General features: G+C 59.7%; 18 protein-coding genes. 9 read left to right on the plus strand and 9 right to left on the minus strand.

Annotated features, from left to right (window positions below; genetic code table 11):
• Window positions 1–97 precede the first annotated feature (97 nt).
• The 3 genes from nadE to QOM10_RS02780 form a co-directional block, all read right to left on the minus strand.
• On the minus strand, window positions 98–925 hold the full coding sequence (gene nadE, locus QOM10_RS02770) for an ammonia-dependent NAD(+) synthetase (protein WP_127925628.1): 828 nt from the start codon (window positions 923–925) through the stop codon (window positions 98–100).
• A 4-nt stretch (window positions 926–929) separates the two neighbouring features.
• Window positions 930–2,153, minus strand: a complete 1,224-nt coding sequence (gene pncB / locus QOM10_RS02775) for a nicotinate phosphoribosyltransferase (RefSeq protein WP_123593058.1) — start codon at window positions 2,151–2,153, stop codon at window positions 930–932.
• A gap of 213 nt (window positions 2,154–2,366) precedes the next feature.
• On the minus strand, window positions 2,367–3,269 hold the full coding sequence (locus QOM10_RS02780) for a LysR family transcriptional regulator (RefSeq protein ID WP_127925629.1): 903 nt from the start codon (window positions 3,267–3,269) through the stop codon (window positions 2,367–2,369).
• Window positions 3,270–3,431: 162 nt separating this feature from the next.
• On the opposite strand from QOM10_RS02780, the gene QOM10_RS02785 reads away from it, so the two are divergent.
• The 9 genes from QOM10_RS02785 to QOM10_RS02825 all read left to right on the plus strand — a co-directional run bounded on the left by QOM10_RS02785 (window position 3,432) and on the right by QOM10_RS02825 (window position 14,596).
• Complete coding sequence (locus QOM10_RS02785) at window positions 3,432–4,922, plus strand: aldehyde dehydrogenase family protein (protein WP_127925630.1); 1,491 nt, start codon at window positions 3,432–3,434, stop codon at window positions 4,920–4,922.
• Window positions 4,923–5,083: 161 nt separating this feature from the next.
• Window positions 5,084–6,367: an FAD-binding oxidoreductase gene (locus QOM10_RS02790; RefSeq protein WP_316917535.1), complete on the plus strand. Its 1,284-nt coding sequence runs from the start codon at window positions 5,084–5,086 to the stop codon at window positions 6,365–6,367.
• A gap of 368 nt (window positions 6,368–6,735) precedes the next feature.
• Window positions 6,736–7,869, plus strand: coding sequence for an ABC transporter substrate-binding protein (locus QOM10_RS02795; RefSeq protein ID WP_038360427.1), 1,134 nt, complete (start codon window positions 6,736–6,738; stop codon window positions 7,867–7,869).
• A gap of 239 nt (window positions 7,870–8,108) precedes the next feature.
• A complete protein-coding gene (locus QOM10_RS02800; protein ID WP_095121858.1) occupies window positions 8,109–9,023 on the plus strand; it encodes an ABC transporter permease subunit in 915 nt (304 codons plus the stop codon).
• Between the two features lie 3 nt (window positions 9,024–9,026).
• Window positions 9,027–10,328, plus strand: coding sequence for a high-affinity branched-chain amino acid ABC transporter permease LivM (gene livM / locus QOM10_RS02805; RefSeq protein ID WP_095047315.1), 1,302 nt, complete (start codon window positions 9,027–9,029; stop codon window positions 10,326–10,328).
• Window positions 10,325–11,197 (plus strand): ABC transporter ATP-binding protein, encoded by an 873-nt coding sequence (locus tag QOM10_RS02810; protein ID WP_150750070.1) that lies wholly within the window; start codon window positions 10,325–10,327, stop codon window positions 11,195–11,197. The genes livM and QOM10_RS02810 overlap by 4 nt, the downstream gene beginning before the upstream one ends.
• Entirely contained in the window at window positions 11,194–11,910 is a 717-nt protein-coding gene (locus tag QOM10_RS02815; RefSeq protein WP_150750069.1) for an ABC transporter ATP-binding protein, read from the plus strand. The genes QOM10_RS02810 and QOM10_RS02815 overlap by 4 nt, the downstream gene beginning before the upstream one ends.
• An 840-nt stretch (window positions 11,911–12,750) precedes the next feature.
• Complete coding sequence (locus QOM10_RS02820) at window positions 12,751–13,515, plus strand: SDR family oxidoreductase (protein WP_007915905.1); 765 nt, start codon at window positions 12,751–12,753, stop codon at window positions 13,513–13,515.
• Between the two features lie 175 nt (window positions 13,516–13,690).
• The gene (locus QOM10_RS02825; RefSeq protein WP_150775875.1) at window positions 13,691–14,596 is read left to right on the plus strand and encodes a cation diffusion facilitator family transporter; all 906 of its coding nucleotides are present in this window, start codon (window positions 13,691–13,693) and stop codon (window positions 14,594–14,596) included.
• 121 nt (window positions 14,597–14,717) lie between these two features.
• On the opposite strand, the gene QOM10_RS02830 is transcribed toward QOM10_RS02825, so the two are convergent.
• The 6 genes from QOM10_RS02830 to QOM10_RS02855 form a co-directional block, all read right to left on the minus strand.
• A complete protein-coding gene (locus QOM10_RS02830; RefSeq protein WP_316917536.1) occupies window positions 14,718–15,851 on the minus strand; it encodes an AGE family epimerase/isomerase in 1,134 nt (377 codons plus the stop codon).
• A gap of 182 nt (window positions 15,852–16,033) precedes the next feature.
• Window positions 16,034–16,606 (minus strand): HupE/UreJ family protein, encoded by a 573-nt coding sequence (locus QOM10_RS02835; protein WP_150750066.1) that lies wholly within the window; start codon window positions 16,604–16,606, stop codon window positions 16,034–16,036.
• 27 nt (window positions 16,607–16,633) lie between these two features.
• Complete coding sequence (gene ureG, locus QOM10_RS02840) at window positions 16,634–17,248, minus strand: urease accessory protein UreG (RefSeq protein ID WP_007915910.1); 615 nt, start codon at window positions 17,246–17,248, stop codon at window positions 16,634–16,636.
• 11 nt (window positions 17,249–17,259) lie between these two features.
• Window positions 17,260–17,934: an urease accessory protein UreF gene (locus QOM10_RS02845; RefSeq protein ID WP_150750065.1), complete on the minus strand. Its 675-nt coding sequence runs from the start codon at window positions 17,932–17,934 to the stop codon at window positions 17,260–17,262.
• Window positions 17,931–18,431: an urease accessory protein UreE gene (ureE, locus tag QOM10_RS02850; protein WP_127925638.1), complete on the minus strand. Its 501-nt coding sequence runs from the start codon at window positions 18,429–18,431 to the stop codon at window positions 17,931–17,933. The genes QOM10_RS02845 and ureE overlap by 4 nt, the downstream gene beginning before the upstream one ends.
• A gap of 300 nt (window positions 18,432–18,731) precedes the next feature.
• Entirely contained in the window at window positions 18,732–19,364 is a 633-nt protein-coding gene (locus tag QOM10_RS02855; protein ID WP_077570695.1) for a TetR family transcriptional regulator, read from the minus strand.
• Between the last annotated feature and the right edge of the window lie 86 nt (window positions 19,365–19,450).

Genomic DNA, 19,450 nt, shown 5'->3' on the forward strand with positions numbered 1-19,450 from the left:
GATACCGCGGCGAAGCTGACGCAGGCAGCGATCTTTCGATTGTCATCCTCGAAACCGGGATCGCTGTCTGCGGCAGTTTTTGCCGTTTTTTACCCGCTCAGGGTGCGAACGGCATCACGCGTTTGTGATGAGTCTTGTTGTAGGTCGCGACGATGATGTCGAACGCTTCCCGGCGCACTGGCTCACCGTGCAGGAAAGCGTCGATCTCGGCGTACGTCACACCATGGGACGCTTCGTCCGGTTTGCCCGGCGACAGGTCTTCCAGATCCGCCGTCGGGACTTTCTCGACCAACGACTCCGGCGCGCCAAAGCTGCGCGCAATTGCGCGTACCTGATTCTTTACCAGGCCGCTGAGCGGTGCCAGATCACAAGCGCCGTCGCCGAACTTGGTGAAGAAGCCCATCACCGCTTCCGCCGCATGATCAGTGCCGATCACCAGACCATGCGCCGCGCCGGCGATGGTGTATTGGGCGACCATACGCATGCGTGCCTTGGTATTGCCGAGTACAAAGTCCACCGACACCGCGTGCTTGCCTTCAAACGCCGCCACTTCACTGGCCAGCGATTTCACCGCTGGGCCGATGTTGACCGTGTGGCGTTCGTCCGGGGCGATGAAATCCACCGAGGCCTGGGCGTCGTGCTCGTCGAACTGGGTTTCGTACGGCAGGCGCACCGCGATGAATTTGTAGCTGTTGTCGCCGGTCTGGTCGCGCAGTTCACGCATCGCGCGCTGGGCCAAGAGGCCTGCGGTCAGCGAATCGACGCCGCCGCTGATGCCCAGCACCAGTGTCTTGAGCCCCGAATTGACCAGGCAATCCTGAATAAAGGTAATCCGCCGGGCGACTTCGGCCTGCAGGGCCTTGTAGTCGGCGAATGGCGGTTGCACCTTGAGCTGCTCAGCAATCTCACGCTGTACGGCTTGCATGAATTCACTCCTTGCTAGATAGACTGGAATCGGCAGGAACCTGGAAAACGTGTCGCAAATAGGCAACAAAATTGGGGTCTTTGCAGTGGGACTTGCCTGGCTCGTCGGAGATCTTCGCCACCGGTTGGCCGTTGCAGGCAGTCATTTTAAGCACGATGCTCATCGGTTCGACACCCGGAATGTCACAGGTGAGGTTGGTGCCGATGCCGAAGCTGACGTTGATCCGACCGTGCAGCGCGCGGAAGATCTCCAGCGACTTGGGCAGGGTCAGGCTGTCGGAGAACACCAGGGTCTTGCTCATCGGGTCGATGCCGAGCCTGTGATAGTGGGCGATGCATTTTTCGCCCCACACCACAGGATCGCCGGAGTCGTGGCGCAGGCCGTCGAACAGCTTGGCGAAGAACAGGTCGAAATCGCCGAGGAAGGCATCGGTGGTGATGCAATCAGTCAGGGCGATCCCCAGCAAGCCGCGGTATTCGCGAACCCAGCAATCGAGTGCGGCGATCTGGCTGTCGATCAGCCGTGGACCGAGTTGCTGGTGGGCCATGATCCATTCGTGGGCCATGGTGCCCAGCGGTTTCATGTCCAGTTCGCGGGACAGGTGCACGTTGCTGGTGCCGACGAAGCGCCCGGGGAAGTCGTGTTTGAGCACGTTCACCACTTCAGCCTGCACGCCATACGAAAAGCGTCGACGGGTGCCGAAATCGGCAACTTGCAGTTGCGATAACTCATCGGCCGAAGCGTTGGCGGTCAGCCAGTCGAACTTGCGATAGAGCTGTTCGCGCGCCTGTTCCAACACGGTTTCGCGGTAGCGATAGCGGTTGCGCACTTCGCTGACGATCGCCAGCAACGGCACTTCGTAGAGGATTACGTGCAGCCACGGCCCGCGCAGACGGATGAACAGCTCGCCGTTTTCGATGCCGGTGTGCACATAGCGCAGGTTGAAGCGGAACAGCCCGAGGAAACGCAGGAAGTCCGGTTTGAGGAAGCTGATCCGCTCGAGAAAACTCAGTTGATCGGCGCTCAGGCTCAGCTCGGCCAGACGCTCGATCTGAAAACGGATCTCGGCCAGATACGGGCGCAGATCCTCGCTGTTGCGGCAACGGAACTCCCATTCGACTTCGACGTTGGGGTAGTTGTGCAGCACCGCCTGCATCATCGTCAGTTTGTAGAAGTCGGTGTCGAGCAGGTTCTGCACGATGCGATCGGCAAACACGCTCTCGCTCATAACGGGGTCTCCAGGTGCGCCGCGCCTGTGCGCGGTCTCATTCAATGGCGCTAGTGGCGCATATCAGGGACGAAGATTGCCAGCAGTTTTTTAAATCACCGCAGAACCCTTGTGGGAGCGAGCCTGCTCGCGAAGGCGTCATTTCAGTCAACATTGATGCTGAATGTGCCGGCCTCTTCGCGAGCAGGCTCGCTCCCACATTTTTCAATCGAGTCAAATTTCCGGGCTGTCGATCTGTTCGAGCATCCACTTCACAAAATCACGCACCTTCGGCACTTCCGCCGCATGCTCCGGGTACGCCAGGTAATAGGCATCAGTGCTGGGCATGGCATGCTCAAAGGGAATGACCAGTTTGCCGTCGGCCAATTCCTCTTCCACCAGAAATCGCGGCAACAACGCCACGCCACAGCCGACCTGCGCAGCACGTATGCACATATAAAAGGTTTCGAAGCGCGGCCCGTGGTAGCTGTGCTCGGTCTGGTAACCCTGGCTGTCGAACCAGTCGTGCCACGCCTGCGGGCGCGAGGCATTTTGCAGCAGCACCAGATCGGTCAATTGCGTCGGATCAGTAAACGGTGTGTCCGGCAGGCTGCCCGGCGCGCACACCGGCACCAGTTCTTCGCCGAACAGTTTCAGGCATTCAGTCCCTGGCCGTGAACCCTGACCGAAGTAGAACGCCAGATCACTGCGCCCTTGCAGCAGATCATCGGCTTCCTGCTCGTTGCACAAATCCAGATGGATCGAAGGATGGCGTAGCCGCCAGCCTTTCAAACGCGGCACCAGCCAGCGCGCGCCGAAGGTCGAGGGCGTCGATACGCGTAAGACTTCGGTCTCGCCGCCGTAGGAGCGCAGGTAATGGGTCGACATTTCCACTTGGGTGAGAATTTTTCGTACTTCAACCAAGTACAAATCCCCGGCCGGGGTCATCTGCAAACGCCGGCGTACGCGACGGAACAACAAATGCTGCAACAGCTCTTCAAGCTGCGCGACCTGTTTGCTCACCGCGCTCTGGGTCAGGTTCAGTTCCTCGGCGGCGCGGGTGAAGCTCAAGTGCCGGGTCACGGCCTCGAAGCACTGCAACGCGGTGATCGAGGGCAAGTGGCGTTTGTTCAGCATGGCCGATCCTTTTCTTGTCTTTCTAGCGCTGCATGAATAAACGGAATGATATCTCGCGTAAAGGTCGTTTGTTGCCTTGCCATTGTGACGCTACAACTAAAGGCCTGCCCGGTCGCGAAACAGTGGCCGCACACATTCAGTTTTTTGCTTGAGGAGTGACCCATGGTTGCCGCATTGCTTGATCGTCTTGGTGTGAACCCGGCCCTTTATCAGAACGGCAAAGTGCCGGTGCATTCGCCGATCGACGGCAGCCGAATTGCCGCCGTCAACTGGGAAGGCCCGGCCGAAGTCGAGCAGCACATCAGTCGCGCAGATCATGCGTTCGAGCAGTGGCGCAAGGTGCCGGCTCCGCGTCGTGGCGAGCTGGTGCGTCAATTCGGTGAAGTACTGCGCGAATACAAGGCTGATCTCGGCGAACTGGTTTCCTGGGAGGCTGGCAAGATCACCCAGGAAGGTCTCGGTGAAGTGCAGGAGATGATCGACATCTGCGATTTCGCCGTCGGCCTGTCCCGCCAGTTGTACGGTTTGACCATCGCCTCCGAGCGTCCGGGCCATCACATGCGTGAAACCTGGCATCCGCTGGGCGTGGTCGGGGTGATCAGCGCGTTCAACTTCCCGGTCGCGGTGTGGGCGTGGAACACCACGCTGGCGCTGGTCTGCGGCAACCCGGTGGTGTGGAAACCGTCGGAGAAAACCCCGCTGACCGCACTGGCCTGCCAGGCGCTGTTTGATCGTGTAGTGAAGAACTTCACCGACGCCCCAGCGAATCTTTGCCAGGTGATTATTGGTGGTCGCGACGCTGGCGAAGCCTTGGTCGATGATCCGCGTGTTGCGCTGATCAGCGCCACCGGCAGCACACGCATGGGTCGCGAAGTGGCGCCGAAAGTCGCCGCACGTTTCGCTCGCAGCATTCTGGAACTGGGCGGTAACAACGCGATGATCCTCGGCCCGAGCGCCGACCTCGACATGGCGGTACGCGCGATTCTGTTCAGCGCCGTCGGCACTGCCGGGCAGCGCTGCACCACCTTGCGCCGACTGATCGCGCATGAGTCGGTGAAAGAAGAAATCGTCACGCGTCTCAAGGCTGCCTACTCGAAAGTGCGCATCGGTAACCCGCTGGAAGGCAATCTGGTCGGCCCGTTGATCGACAAACACAGCTTCGAAAACATGCAGGACGCACTGGAGCAGGCGTTGAGCGAGGGTGGTCGGGTGTTTGGCGGCAAGCGTCAGCTCGAAGACCAATTCCCCAATGCCTATTACGTTTCGCCGGCCATCGTTGAAATGCCGGAGCAGAGCGACGTGGTCTGCAGCGAAACCTTCGCGCCGATTCTGTACGTGGTCGGTTACAGCGATTTCCAGGAAGCGCTGCGCCTGAATAACGCGGTGCCACAAGGCCTGTCGTCGTGCATCTTCACCACTGATGTACGCGAGGCCGAGCAGTTCATGTCGGCGATCGGCAGCGACTGCGGCATCGCCAACGTCAACATCGGCCCGAGCGGTGCCGAAATTGGCGGCGCGTTTGGTGGCGAGAAAGAAACCGGTGGTGGTCGTGAGTCGGGCTCCGATGCGTGGCGCGCGTACATGCGCCGACAGACCAACACCGTGAACTACTCGCTGGAGCTGCCGCTGGCGCAGGGCATTACCTTCGACTGACAAGTGGATATCCCCCTTGTGGGAGCGAGCCTGCTCGCGAATACCGTGGGTCAGTCGACTTAGATGTTGGCTGATATACCGCTTTCGTCGGAACGCCGCCCGGAGCAGGCTCGCTCCCACAGGGTATGCAGTGTTTGTTAGGTTTCTGTTGGAGTCTGGCAATGCCGTTACGCGAAGAGTGTCTGTGGGAAAAGCTCACGCCACAAAGGCCGGATAACACCGCGCTCAAAGGCGAAGTCAAAGTCGATGTCTGCGTGATCGGCGCCGGGTTCACCGGGTTGTCGGCGGCGCTGCATCTGTTGGAAAAAGGCAAAAGCGTCTGCGTGCTGGAAGCTCATCGCGCGGGGCACGGCGGTTCCGGACGTAACGTCGGGCTGGTCAACGCCGGCATGTGGATCCCGCCGGACGAGATCGAAGCCGGTTTCGGCGAAGCGGTGGGCAGTCAACTCAATCGCATGCTCGGGGCCGCGCCGGCACTGGTGTTCAGCCTTGTGGACAAGTACAACATCGATTGCCAGTTACGCCGCGAAGGCACGTTGCACATGGCGCACAACGCCAAGGGCGAGGCGGATCTGCGCAGTCGTGAACAGCAATGGAAACGCCGTGGTGCGCCGGTCGAATTGCTCACCGGCAAGGCCTGCGAGCAAGCCACCGGCACGCAAAAAATCGCTGCTGCGTTGCTCGACCGTCGCGCCGGCACGCTCAACCCGATGGCTTATGTCACCGGGCTGGCCAACGCGGTAAGCGGTCTCGGTGGGCAAATGTTCGATCATTCGCCGGTCACTCGCCTTGAGCGTCAGGGGGCGAACTGGTCAGTGCAGACCGAGCATGGTTCGGTGCTGGCCGAGCAAGTGGTGATCGCTTCCAACGCCTACACCGAAGGGGACTGGACCGAGCTTAAACGCAACTTCTTCCCCGGTTATTACTATCAGGTCGCCTCGGTGCCGCTCACCGAAGACGCCGCGCAGGAAATCCTCCCGGGCGGGCAGGGCTCGTGGGATACGCGTCAGGTCCTGAGCAGCATCCGCCGCGACAAAGAAGGGCGGTTATTGCTGGGTAGCCTGGGCAACGGCAATCAGAAACCGACGTGGTTTCTCAAGGCCTGGGCCGATCGCGTGCAGCAGCACTATTTCCCCAATCTGAAGCCGGTCGAATGGGAGTGCACCTGGACCGGGCGCATCGCATTCACCCCCGATCACCTCATGCGCCTGTTCGAACCGGCGCCGGGACTGGTGGCCGTCACCGGTTATAACGGCCGGGGCGTCACGACTGGCACCGTGGTCGGCAAAGCCTTCGCCGATTACTTGTGTCACGGCGACCCTCAAGCTTTGCCGATTCCCTTTGCACCGATGCAGCCCTTGGCGGGTGTGGGCTTGCGCAGTTGCCTGTACGAGGCCGGGTTCTCGCTGTATCACGCGGGCCAGTGCCTGCGCATCGTGATTTGAGTGTTGAAATATGTTGCCGGAAGCGGCGCTTTTCGATGCAGCGACTAGCCTGTAATGGTGCGGGTTGTAGCAGTCCCGCACCAGCAGTGTGCAGTTCGGTGACGCGGGCTGTTACAGGCTGGTTGCACGTCGTTTGGCGCCGCGGTTGCAATGATGGCGCGTGCGGGTTGCGCCTGAAAAAATAAATGGTTTCACCTTCCGCGGTTTAGACGGTTGCACGCCCAATGAAAATGGGAACGAAACAGTCGAAATAACAAGAAAGCAGCGACTTTTTGAAGAATAAAAAACCGATGGCACGGCCCTTGCTCTGAGCATTCAGTGAAGTGAAGTCGCAGTGCCAACTAAAAAAAACCTTGGAGCACCACCTCATGTCCCAGACGTTTTACAAGAAAGGCTTTCTGGCCCTCGCAGTGGCTACTGCGTTGGGTGTTTCTGCGTTTGCTCAAGCTGATGTGAAAATCGGTGTAGCGGGTCCAATGACTGGCGCCAACGCGGCATTTGGCGAGCAGTACATGAAGGGTGCACAGGCGGCGGCTGACGCGGTGAACGCGGCTGGCGGCGTCAACGGGGAAAAAATCGTACTGGTCAAGGGCGATGACGCCTGCGAGCCGAAACAGGCCGTGACGGTCGCCAAGGACCTCACCAACCAGAAAGTCGCCGGCGTGGTCGGTCACTTCTGCTCCTCTTCGACCATTCCAGCGTCGGAAATCTATGACGAAGCCGGGATCATCGCGATCACTCCGGGTTCGACCAACCCGCAAGTCACTGAACGTGGCCTCAGCGCCATGTTCCGTATGTGCGGGCGTGACGACCAGCAAGGCATCGTGGCCGGCGACTACATCGTCGACGTGCTCAAGGGCAAGAAAGTCGTCGTACTGCACGATAAGGACACCTACGGCCAAGGCCTGGCGGATGCCACCAAGGCACAACTGGTCAAGCGCGGCGTAACGCCTGTGTTGTACGAAGGCCTGACCCGTGGTGAAAAAGACTTCAGCACCATCGTCACCAAGATCCGTGGCGCCGGCGCCGACGTCGTCTACTTCGGCGGTCTGCACCCGGAGGCCGGCCCGCTGGTTCGCCAACTGCGTGAACAAGGCCTGAAAGACGTCAAGTTCATGTCCGATGACGGCATCGTGACTGACGAACTGGTGACCACCGCCGGTGGCCCGCAATTCACCGATGGCGTGCTGATGACCTTCGGCGCCGACCCGCGTCTGTTGCCAGAGAGCAAGACCGTAGTGGACGCATTCCGCAAGGCCGGTACCGAGCCTGAGGGCTACACCCTGTATGCCTACGCTTCGGTGCAGACCCTGGCTGCCGCGTTCAACGGCGCGAAGTCCAACAAGGGCGAAGAGGCTGCGGCCTGGCTGAAGAAAAATCCGGTGAAAACCGTCATGGGCGAAAAAACCTGGGACTCCAAGGGCGACCTGAAAGTCTCCGACTACGTGGTTTACCAGTGGGACAAGGATGGCAAATATCACCAGCTGGAAAAACAGAAGTAAGGGCTGACGCGATCGGCTGATCCCACGGTTCCTTTGTAGGAGTGAGCCTGCTCGCGATGACGGAGTTACAGGCAACACATGTGTTGAATGTTAATCCGCTATCGCGAGCAGGCTCACTCCTACAGGGGGCGGTGGTGACGGGTGGATCGTGGCTGACATTGCTCCGACGTAAATCTGTATTTTTCCTAGAAGAGCCGCACATCAAAGGTGTGCAGGTTCTCACTGCGTGAGATTGCGTTATGGATGGTATTTTCCTGCAGCAACTGGTCAACGGCCTGACCCTCGGGTCGGTCTATGGCCTGATCGCCATCGGCTACACAATGGTCTACGGCATCATCGGCATGATCAACTTCGCCCACGGCGAGGTTTACATGATTTCTGCTTACCTGGCGGCAATCAGTCTGGCTCTGCTGGCTTACTTCGGTATCGAATCTTTCCCGCTGCTGATGCTCGGCACACTGATCTTCACCATCGTCGTCACGGCGGTGTATGGCTGGGTCATTGAACGAGTCGCCTACAAACCCCTGCGCAACTCCACCCGACTGGCACCACTGATCAGCGCCATCGGCATTTCCCTGATCCTGCAAAACTACGCACAGATCGCTCAAGGCGCCAAACAACAGGGCGTGCCAACCCTGCTGAGCGGTGCGTGGCGTGTCGACATCGGTACCGGTTTCGTGCAACTGACCTACACCAAAGTTTTCATTCTGGTGGCCGCGTTCGTCGGCATGGGCCTGCTGACCTACATCATCAAGTACACCAAGCTCGGACGCATGTGCCGTGCGACCCAGCAAGACCGCAAGATGGCTTCGATCCTCGGCATCAACACCGATCGGGTCATTTCCTATGTGTTCATCATCGGTGCAGCCATGGCGGCGCTGGCCGGCGTGCTGATCACCATGAACTACGGCACTTTCGACTTCTATGCCGGCTTCATTATCGGCATCAAGGCGTTCACCGCGGCGGTGCTTGGCGGGATTGGTTCACTGCCCGGGGCAATGCTCGGCGGGATCATCCTCGGCATTTCCGAGTCGCTGTTCTCCGGTCTGGTCAACTCCGACTACAAAGACGTGTTCAGCTTCTCGCTGCTCGTACTTGTTCTGGTCTTCCGGCCGCAGGGCCTGTTGGGCCGTCCTCTTGTGTCGAAGGTGTAAGCGATGTCTTCAACCACTCAAAAATCCATCGATATCAAAAAAAGCCTGGTTGAGGCGATTCTTGCCGGCCTGATTGCCCTGATCGTTTTCGGCCCGATTGTCGGCGTTGTGCTCGAGGGTTACAGCTTCAACCTCGAACCGACCCGCGTGGCCTGGATCATCGGCATTGTCATGATTGGCCGCTTTGCCCTCAGCCTGTTCCTGCAAACGCCCAAGGGCCTGAAAATTCTCGACGGATTCGAGAGCACCGGTTCCGGTGTGCATGTGCTGCCGGCCGATCACAAATCCTCGCTGCGCTGGATCATCCCGCTGCTGATTGTGCTGGCCGTCATCGTGCCATTTGTCTCCAATTCCTATCTGCTGGGCGTGGTCATCCTCGGGTTGATCTACGTGTTGCTGGGGCTGGGGCTGAACATCGTGGTCGGTCTGGCCGGTCTGCTCGACCTTGGTTATGTGGCGTTCTACGCCATCGGTGCCTACGGTCTGGCGCTCGGTTATCAGTATCTCGGTCTGGGTTTCTGGACGGTGTTGCCGCTGGCGGCGATCACTGCCGGGCTGGCCGGGTGCATCCTCGGTTTCCCGGTGTTGCGTCTGCACGGCGACTACCTGGCGATCGTGACCCTGGGCTTCGGTGAAATCATTCGCCTGGTCCTCAATAACTGGTTGTCCCTGACTGGCGGCCCGAACGGCATGCCGGCGCCGCTGCCGACGTTCTTCGGTCTGGAGTTCGGCAAACGGGCGAAGGATGGCGGGGTGCCGTTTCATGAGTTCTTCGGTATCGCCTACAACCCGGACGTAAAGTACTACTTCATCTACGCGGTGTTGTTCCTCGTGGTGCTGGCCGTGCTGTACATCAAGCATCGTCTGGTGAAGATGCCGGTCGGTCGCGCCTGGGAAGCCTTGCGTGAAGATGAGATCGCCTGCCGCTCGATGGGCCTCAACCACGTGCTGGTCAAGCTTTCGGCGTTCACCATCGGTGCGTCGACCGCAGGTCTCGCCGGTGTGTTCTTCGCGACCTACCAAGGCTTCGTCAACCCGACCTCGTTCACCTTCTTCGAGTCGGCACTGATCCTCGCCATCGTCGTGCTCGGCGGTATGGGCTCGACCATCGGCGTGGTGATTGCGGCATTCGTACTCACCGTCGCTCCGGAATTGCTGCGCGGCTTCGCTGAATATCGCGTGCTGCTGTTCGGCATCCTGATGGTGTTGATGATGATCTGGCGACCACGCGGGCTGATTCGCATCAGCCGTACCGGGGTCACTCCACGCAAAGGTGCCATTCACTATGAGAGGACTGCGCCATGAGTGAAGTCGTACTCTCTGTTGAAAAACTGATGATGCATTTCGGTGGCATCAAGGCGTTGAGCGATGTCAGCCTGAAGGTCAAACGCAACTCGATCTTCGCCTTGATCGGCCCCAACGGCGCCGGCAAGACCACGGTGTTCAACTGCCTGACCGGGTTCTACAAAGCCACCGGCGGCAAGATCGAACTCAATGTGCGCGGCCAGCAGACCAACGTCATCCAGTTGCTGGGCGAGTCGTTCAAACCGACCGATTTCGTCTCGCCGAAATCCTTCCTCAGCCGCATGTACTACAAGATGTTCGGCGGTACGCACCTGGTGAACCGTGCCGGCCTGGCGCGAACCTTTCAGAACATTCGCCTGTTCAAGGAAATGTCGGTGCTGGAAAACCTGCTGGTGGCCCAGCACATGTGGGTCAACCGCAACATGCTCGCCGGCATCCTCAACACCAAGGGCTACCGCAAGGCTGAAAGCGACGCGCTGGACGTTGCCTTCTACTGGCTGGAAGTGGTCGACCTGGTCGACTGCGCCAACCGTCTCGCCGGTGAGCTCTCGTACGGTCAGCAACGCCGTCTGGAGATCGCCCGGGCCATGTGCACGCGGCCGCAGATCATCTGCCTCGACGAACCGGCCGCCGGCCTCAACCCTCAGGAAACCGAAGCGCTGAGCGCGATGATCCGGCTGCTGCGCGACGAGCACGATCTGACCGTGGTGCTGATCGAACACGACATGGGCATGGTTATGAGTATTTCCGATCACATCGTGGTGCTGGACCACGGCATCGTCATCGCCGAAGGCGGGCCTGAAGCGATCCGTAACGATCCGAAAGTGATCGCCGCCTACCTCGGCGCCGATGAAGAGGAAGTGGCATGACCCAACCGATCCTCGAACTGAAAGACCTCGACGTCTTCTACGGCCCGATCCAGGCGCTCAAAGGTGTTTCGCTGCAGATCAATGAAGGGGAAACCGTCAGCCTGATCGGCTCCAACGGCGCCGGCAAATCGACGTTGCTGATGTCGATCTTCGGTCAGCCACGGGCGGCAAGCGGGCAGATTGTTTATCAGGGCGTCGACATCACCCACAAGTCCTCGCACTACATTGCCTCCAACGGTATTGCGCAATCGCCGGAAGGGCGGCGGGTGTTCCCTGACATGACCGTCGAGGAAAACCTGCTGATGGGCACCATCCCGATTGGTGACAAGTACGCCAAAGAGGACATGCAGCGCATGTTCGAGCTGTTCCCTCGGCTTGAAGAGCGGCGCACGCAGCGGGCAATGACCATGTCCGGTGGCGAGCAGCAAATGCTCGCCATTGCCCGGGCGTTGATGAGTCGGCCGAAGCTGTTGCTGCTCGATGAGCCTAGCCTTGGGTTGGCGCCGATTGTGGTGAAGCAGATCTTCGCGACCCTGCGGGAACTGGCGAAAACCGGCATGACCATTTTCCTCGTCGAGCAGAACGCCAACCATGCGCTGAAGCTGTCGGACCGGGCGTATGTGATGGTCAACGGCGAGATACGCCTGACGGGTACGGGTAAAGAGTTGCTGGTGAACGAGGAGGTGCGTAACGCCTATCTGGGCGGGCACTGATTCTTCCAGCGTTATGCACAGCCCCGGCGACGCGAGTCCCGGGGCTTTTTTATATCCCAAATTCACCGTAAACCCCTGTAGGAGTGAGCCTGCTCGCGATCGCGGTTTCCCATTCGCCATCATCGGTGGCTGGTGCACCGGTATCGCGAGCAGGCTCACTCCTACAGTTGATCTGCGCCAGAATCCAGAATTGTGGAAAACAAATTCTCCAAGCTGCCAAAGCGCGACATATAGACGCTGCAAATGGCTGTTTTTGCACAGTTTTGACTTGTCCCCGGTTACTGTGGAGCTGGCTGTGAATAACGTGGGTGTATCTAGCTGCAGGCCTTGTAATCCGTGGCTTGCAAGTGTGTGGTTGTTTTTTGATCAGGTGTTTTTGCTGAGGCTGAAGGCGTCGTTGTCAACCTTTTTCTAGGCATCGCCTCTTGGGCAATTCGACGTGAACAGGCCTGTGGATAAGTCTGTGATTAAACTCTGGAAAGACTGCGCTGAGGGCCGTAATTGCTGGCCTCGCGCAATCACTGTGCTGACTGACCAGTCGTGCAAAATGCCATGTCCCGCACATCCGCCACTTCAGGGTCAAGCAAAAAACTTTCTATTTCGCCCGCAAAGCCTTGTGTGGCGCGGCTTTGCGCGATTGTACTTGCCCCCGGAAACTGTGGAAGGGGCTGTGGATAACATGCGTGCACATGGCTACAGGCCACGGCGGCTATGGCGCCGGCGGGGTTGGTTATTTTTTGTACACTTTGTAGCAGTTGCCCGTGAGTGTCGGGCCGGGCATGCTGCCTGCTGATTTTCTATTCCAAGGGCTGCTCCGGCGGCCGAAGCAAGGAGAACACGATGTCCAACACCCTGTTTATCACCGGCGCGACGTCCGGATTTGGTGAAGCCTGTGCCCGCCGTTTTGCCGAGGCTGGCTGGAAACTGGTGCTGACCGGTCGTCGTGAAGAACGCCTCAATGCGCTGTGCGCCGAGCTGTCGAAGCAGACCGAAGTGCACGGTCTGGTCCTCGATGTGCGTGATCGCAAGGCGATGGAGGAGGCGATTGCCAACTTGCCGCCATCGTTCGCCAAGCTGCGTGGCCTGATCAACAACGCAGGTTTAGCGCTGGGCGTGGACCCGGCGCCGAAGTGCGATCTGGACGATTGGGACACCATGGTCGACACCAACGTCAAAGGCCTGATGTACGCAACCCGCCTGCTGCTGCCGCGCCTGATCGCCCACGGCCGTGGCGCCGGCATCGTCAACCTTGGCTCCATCGCCGGCAACTATCCGTATCCGGGCAGCCATGTGTATGGCGCGACCAAGGCGTTCGTTAAACAGTTCTCGCTGAACCTGCGTTGCGACTTGCAGGGCACCGGCGTGCGGGTCAGCAACATTGAGCCTGGGCTGTGTGAAAGCGAGTTCTCGCTGGTGCGTTTTGCTGGCGATCAGGAGCGTTACAACGCGACCTACGCGGGTGCCGAGCCGATCCAGCCGCAGGACATCGCCGAGACGATTTTCTGGGTGATGAATGCGCCGGCGCACATCAACATCAACAGCCTCGAGTTGATGCCGGTGAGCCAGACCTGGGCCGGTTTTGCCATCGAGCGGAACAAGGCTTAAGACCACGCTGAAGCCCTTCGCGAGCAGGCTCGCTCCCACATTGGAATGCATTTCAAAGTGGCAGCGAGCCTGCTCGCGAAGGGGGCAAATCGGCCAAAACAGGGCGATAAGGTAAACTCCCCTCGCAACAACCTAACCGCACCCCGCGGTTTTCAAGGTTTTTCGAGGAGTCAAAGTGAGTAACCGAGGTGAGCAGGCACTGCTCAAACAATCGACCATCCTGATGTTCGCCGTGGCGATTGCCGGGATCGTCACCGGTTTTGTTTCAGGTTCGCAATCCATCCTGTTCGATGGTTTTTTCTCGCTGATCGCAACCTTCATCAAAGTTCTGATGCTGATCACTGCCAAGCTGATCGCCAAGGAAAGCAATCACCGTTTCCAGTTCGGTTTCTGGCATCTGGAGCCGATGGTGCTGCTGATCGAAGGCAGCTTCCTGATGTTGATCGCGATCTACGCGTTCCTCAACGGCGTGTTCGGTATCATCAACGGTGGCCGCGAGATCGAGTTGGGCCTGGTGATCATTTATGCGGCGGTGTTTACCGTTGTCGAGTTCGCCTACTTCTTCTACGTCCGGCAGCGTAACCGCAAGCTCAAATCCAGCCTGATCCAGTTCGACAACATCAGTTGGCTGGTGGACGCGATGCTGTCCGTGGGCTTGTTGATCAGTTTCCTCGCGGCGCTGCTGCTCAAGTCCCAGGGTTATGGTCAGTGGGCGGTGTATGTCGACCCGTTGATCCTGATCGTACTGGCGCTGACCATGTTGCCGCCGGCGTTCAAGATCCTTGGGCCGGCGCTGCGCGATGTCTTGGGGATCGCCCCGGACACGCTGGATGATCAGGTGCGCCAGGTGATGGAGGCGGCGAAAACCGAGCATGGTTTCGACGATTACGTGTCGTACGTGCAGAAGCACGGGCGGGCACGGTTTATCGAAATTCATGTGGTGTTGCCGGCGGATTATGCGTTGAGCAATGTCGGACAGCTGGATGCGTTACGCGAAGAGATTTCGGCGAAGCTGGGCAAACCGGATGCGGCGCGCTGGTTGACCATCAGCTTTACCGGGGACAAGAAATGGATCGCTTAGAGACCGCATAACGGCCATTCGCGAGCAGGCTCGCTCCCACATTGAATTGCGCTGAACACACTATTTGTGAGCCGCACAATCAACTGTGGGAGCGAGCCTGCTCGCGAAAGCGATCTATAAATCAGCGAAGATATTCAGCCAGACCGTGGTAACAAGTCGCCAAGTGATAAGGCGTAGTCGAAGGCATGTCCTTACGGCTCACCTCTCCCAATTCATCCCGACACTCATGCCAGCCACCGGCATGCAGAAACCGCTGCTGCAACGCCTGCAACTGGCGCAGCACCACCGCTTCACCGCCCTGACGCAAGGTCAGCGCGCGCAGATATTCCGCCTGAGCCCAGATCCGCTGAGTCGAGTCTCGCGGGCGTCCGTCCATTTCCAGATCGAGCATCGCCCGCACCGCGCCGGATGGCTGCACCACACCGTATTGCTCGGTGAAGGCAAACGCCCGGTCGAGCGCCGCGTGCAGTTTCGAACCCCGCAGCAACGCTGACGATTCCAGCAGGAAATACCATTCGAATTGATGCCCAGGCTCATACCAGTTATCCACAGCCCCGAGCGGTTTTTCCATCAACACGCCATATTGCGGATCGACGAACTGCTTGTGCATGGCTGTGCATAACTCCAGCAATGCCTGCTGCGTCTGTACATCTTCACGAACCGCCAGGGTGGCGAGAAACGCTTCGGCCAGATGCATCAACGGATTTTGCAGCGGACCGGTCTGCAGGGTGATCCAGTCGCGCTCCAGGCAGGCTTCGTACAAGCCATCACCGGTGGCAAAGCGCCGGCCAATGATTTCCAGCGCCGCATTCAACGTCGACTCGACCAGCGGATCGCCGGACTTTGCCCAGTAATGCGCGCAGGCAAACAGGATGAAGGCGTGGGTGTAGAGGTCTTTGCGCTGATCCAGCGGCTTGCCTTGTGCGTCGATGCTGTAGAACCAGCCGCCGTGTTTGGCATCATGGAAGTGCCGTTGCAGCGAGCGGAACAGCGCCGCGGCGCGGACTTCAGCGTTATCCACAACCCCGATCAGACTGGAAAACAGATACAGCTGCCGCGCGCAGGCCATCGCCCGGTAGCGCTGCGGTGGCAGCGGTTGGTGCGCGGCGTCCAGCGCCTCAAAGGGCAGCGCCATGTCGGCGTTCCAGCCCGGGCCTTGCCAGAGGGGCACGATCACATTGACGAAGTGCTGTTGCACATCATCGAACAGGGCGGTCAATTCGGGCAGGGCGGTGGAGCGGGAAGCGTGGGGCATGGGCGGACGTCGTCACGGGCTGGGGCGATTGCGCGACATGGTAGCAGAGAGACCGGCCTGAGCGATGTGGTGTCTGTCAGTCCGCCTTCGCGAGCAGGCTCGCTCCCACAGTGGATTTGCAGCGTACACAAAACCTGTGGGAGCGAGCCTGCTCGCGAAAGGGGCAGTTCAGGCGATAGAGATCAGCCGGCCAGCAACCAGGCCCCAGTCACTGCCGAAGCCGCTCCGGCCAACCGCACCAACGGTGCCGCCGCCTGAGGCAGGAACCGCACCACACCATAACCCGCCGCATGCAGCGCTGCTGTCGCGGCCACGAAACCCGCCGCATACGCCCAAGGATTGCTCATGTCCGGCAACTCCAGCCCATGCGCCACACCGTGGAACAACGCAAACACCGCCGTCGCCACCACCGCCATGACCAACGGCGGACGCACTGCCAGCGCCACGGCCAGACCCAACGCCAGCACCGACGCCGCAATCCCGCTTTCCAGCGCCGGCAATTGCAGCCCTTCAAAACCGAGCATGCCGCCCATCAGCATGGTGCCGACGAACGTGCACGGCAGCGCCCAACGCGCCGCGCCTTGCTGCTGCGCCGCCCACAAACCGACTGCCACCATCGCCAGCAAATGGTCGAGGCCGCCGATCGGGTGGCTGATGCCGGCGATCAAGCCACTGTCGCCATGCCCCGGATGCGCGAAGGCCAGCGCCGGGGTCAGCAGCAGCGCCACGGCGCCAAGAATACGTTTGAGTGTCATGGATGAGCTTCCTTGTTGATCAGTGAATCAGGCTGCGGTCAGCAGGCCCTGGCGTTCGATGAAGGCGATGATTTGCTCAAGGCCTTGACCGGTTTTCTGATTGCTGAAGACGAACGGCTTGCCGTTGCGCATGCGTTTGGTGTCGCTGTCCATCATCTCCAGCGAGGCACCCACCAGCGGCGCCAGGTCGATCTTGTTGATCACCAACAGGTCGGATTTGCAGATGCCCGGCCCGCCCTTGCGCGGCAGCTTGTCGCCGGCCGAGACGTCGATCACGTAGATGGTCAGGTCGGACAGCTCCGGGCTGAACGTCGCCGAGAGGTTGTCGCCGCCGGATTCCACCAGAATCAGATCCAGCCCTGGAAAACGCCGGTTCAGTTGATCGACCGCTTCCAGGTTGATCGAGGCGTCTTCACGGATCGCCGTGTGCGGGCAGCCACCGGTTTCCACGCCGATGATCCGCTCGGGCGCGAGGGCTTCATTGCGCACGAGAAAATCGGCGTCTTCGCGGGTGTAGATGTCGTTGGTGACCACGGCGAGGTTGTAGCGCTCGCGCAAGGCCAGGCACAAGGCCAGGGTCAATGCGGTTTTGCCGGAACCGACCGGGCCGCCGATGCCGACGCGCAGAGGTTGTGTGTTCATTAATGTTTCTCCTAGGAGCGAAAGAGGCGGCTGTACTGGCGCTCGTGGGCCATGCACGCCAGGGACAGGCCGAACGCGGCGCTGCCCATGTGTTCGGGGTTGATTCGGCTCGCATCCTGCTGCGCTTGCTGCAGCAGCGGCAGCAGTTCGCTGGTCAGGCGTTGTGCGGCTTGCTGACCCAGCGGCAGGGTTTTCATCAATACGGCGAGCTGGTTTTCCAGCCAGCTCCACAGCCATGCGGCGAGGGCGTCCTGTGGGTTGATGCCCCAGGCGCGCGCGGCCAGCGCCCAGCACAGAGCCAGGTGCGGTTCTGAACATTGATCGAGAAAGTCGCGGGCGGGCGTGTCGAGTTCAGGCAAACCATTGAGCAATTGCTGCAACGAATAGCCCATCTGCCGGCTCTCCAGATGCAACTCGCGAGTCTCGCGGCTGGCGCGGTGGCTTTCGCAGAGGCTGCGCAACTCGGTCCATTGTTCATCGGCGGCTGCCTGGCAATGCGCAAGCAACAGCGGCGCTTCGAAGCGCGACAGATTCAGCAGCAACTGATCGCTGATCCAGCGCCGAGCACTGTCAGGATTGTTCACGCGGCCGTTATCCACAGCCATTTCCAGGCCTTGCGAATAGCTGTAGCCGCCAATCGGCAGTTGCGGACTGGCCAGGCGCAGCAGCGCCCAGGCCGGATTCACAGGCGTACGCCGAACTGATGGAGTTTCGGCGCGTAATTGAAGTCTTCGTCGCCGTGTCGGGAATGGTGATGGCCGCCGCCGTAGGCACCGTGTTCCGGCTGGAACGGTGCTTCAATGGCTTTGACCTGGGCGCCAAGCTGTTCGAGCATCGCTTTGAGGACGTAATCGTCGAGCAGACGCAACCAGCCATCGCCAACTTGCAGGGCGACGTGGCGATTACCCAGGTGATAAGCCGCGCGGGTCAGTTCGAAGGCGTTGGCGCAGGTGACGTGCAGCAATTGCTCGGGGCGGGCGCAGACGCGGACGATGCGGCCGTCTTCGGCTTGCAGGCACTCGCCATCAAACAGTGGCGGCTGACCGCGCTCCAAAAACAACCCGACGTCTTCGCCCTCGGCACTGAAACAGCGCAAACGGCTTTTGCTCCGCGCTTCGAAGGTCAGGTGCAACTCGGCGGCCCAGACGGGTTGAGGGTCGATTCTGCGGTGAATCACCAGCATCGGAAAACTTCCAGCTATGGACAATGATTGGTCTAGAGCAAGGGCCTTGCCAATCGGACGAGATGTAGGAAATCCCTGTCGGAGCGTAGTGGATGTTTCAAGATGTTGCGGGAATATGGAAGGTTTTGGTGCGTGAAGATTTTTTAATGCACCAAATGGAGGCCGAGACGCCGCACCTTTGTAGGAGTGAGCCTGCTCGCGATAGCGGAGTGTCAGTCAGCAAATATGTAGCTGATAAACCGCTATCGCGAGCAGGCTCACTCCTACAGGGGACCGGATGTATCAGGAAGGAAGAGGGAATTACTCGGTACTGCCCAGGCCTTGCCAGTGCTTGAGCCCGATAAAGATAAAGCGCAGTTGCTGGGTGATCTTCGCCTGCGGCGTCAGATGCTCCGGCAGGGCTTCGGCGGGCGGGTCGATGATGTCGGGGAGGGTGGCAAACACCGATTTGACGATCAGGTCTGCCATCACGCTCAGGCCCTCGGCGTCCAGATGCTGAAGCTTGGGCATCATCGTCAGGTCGGCAGCCAGGTCGGAACTGATGTTCTCGCGCAAGCGCCCGATCGCTTGGCGCACGGGCAGCGAGCCGCCGTACTGCTCACGAGCGAGAAACAGGAATTGCGAGCGATTGGCGCTGACCACGTCAAGAAAGATCCGCACCGAGGCATCAATAATGCCGCCCATGACGAATTCGTTGTGCCGTACCAGGCGAATGGTTTCGCGGAAGGTCTGGCCGACTTCGCTGACCAGCACCAGGCCCAGCTCATCCATATCGGCGAAATGCCGATAGAAACCGGTGGGCACGATCCCGGCGGTTTTGGTTACTTCGCGCAGGCTCAGGCTGCCGAATCCTCGGCCGCTTTCCATCAAGTGGCGGGCAGCGTCCATCAGGGCGTTGCGGGTCTGTTGTTTCTGTTCGGCGCGGGGCAGCATCGCAGGGTGTGTTCTATGGCAGGACAAGCGCCGCACTCTAGCAAATCGGCTTTGTCGGCGTCGAACGGGAGGAGGTGGGGCGAAAG

The sequence above is a fragment of the Pseudomonas sp. P108 genome (assembly GCF_032613195.1).
Classification (GTDB): Bacteria; Pseudomonadota; Gammaproteobacteria; order Pseudomonadales; family Pseudomonadaceae; genus Aquipseudomonas.

Excerpts from the sequence above, each read along its gene's own strand:
- nadE (WP_127925628.1), bottom strand. The coding sequence starts at position 925 with ATGCAAGCCGTACAGCGTGAGATTGCTGAGCAGCTCAAGGTGCAACCG.
- pncB (WP_123593058.1), bottom strand. The coding sequence starts at position 2,153 with ATGAGCGAGAGCGTGTTTGCCGATCGCATCGTGCAGAACCTGCTCGAC.
- QOM10_RS02780 (WP_127925629.1), bottom strand. The coding sequence starts at position 3,269 with ATGCTGAACAAACGCCACTTGCCCTCGATCACCGCGTTGCAGTGCTTC.
- QOM10_RS02785 (WP_127925630.1), top strand. The coding sequence starts at position 3,432 with ATGGTTGCCGCATTGCTTGATCGTCTTGGTGTGAACCCGGCCCTTTAT.
- QOM10_RS02790 (WP_316917535.1), top strand. The coding sequence starts at position 5,084 with ATGCCGTTACGCGAAGAGTGTCTGTGGGAAAAGCTCACGCCACAAAGG.
- QOM10_RS02795 (WP_038360427.1), top strand. The coding sequence starts at position 6,736 with ATGTCCCAGACGTTTTACAAGAAAGGCTTTCTGGCCCTCGCAGTGGCT.
- QOM10_RS02800 (WP_095121858.1), top strand. The coding sequence starts at position 8,109 with ATGGATGGTATTTTCCTGCAGCAACTGGTCAACGGCCTGACCCTCGGG.
- livM (WP_095047315.1), top strand. The coding sequence starts at position 9,027 with ATGTCTTCAACCACTCAAAAATCCATCGATATCAAAAAAAGCCTGGTT.
- QOM10_RS02810 (WP_150750070.1), top strand. The coding sequence starts at position 10,325 with ATGAGTGAAGTCGTACTCTCTGTTGAAAAACTGATGATGCATTTCGGT.
- QOM10_RS02815 (WP_150750069.1), top strand. The coding sequence starts at position 11,194 with ATGACCCAACCGATCCTCGAACTGAAAGACCTCGACGTCTTCTACGGC.
- QOM10_RS02820 (WP_007915905.1), top strand. The coding sequence starts at position 12,751 with ATGTCCAACACCCTGTTTATCACCGGCGCGACGTCCGGATTTGGTGAA.
- QOM10_RS02830 (WP_316917536.1), bottom strand. The coding sequence starts at position 15,851 with ATGCCCCACGCTTCCCGCTCCACCGCCCTGCCCGAATTGACCGCCCTG.
- QOM10_RS02835 (WP_150750066.1), bottom strand. The coding sequence starts at position 16,606 with ATGACACTCAAACGTATTCTTGGCGCCGTGGCGCTGCTGCTGACCCCG.
- ureG (WP_007915910.1), bottom strand. The coding sequence starts at position 17,248 with ATGAACACACAACCTCTGCGCGTCGGCATCGGCGGCCCGGTCGGTTCC.
- ureE (WP_127925638.1), bottom strand. The coding sequence starts at position 18,431 with ATGCTGGTGATTCACCGCAGAATCGACCCTCAACCCGTCTGGGCCGCC.
- QOM10_RS02855 (WP_077570695.1), bottom strand. The coding sequence starts at position 19,364 with ATGCTGCCCCGCGCCGAACAGAAACAACAGACCCGCAACGCCCTGATG.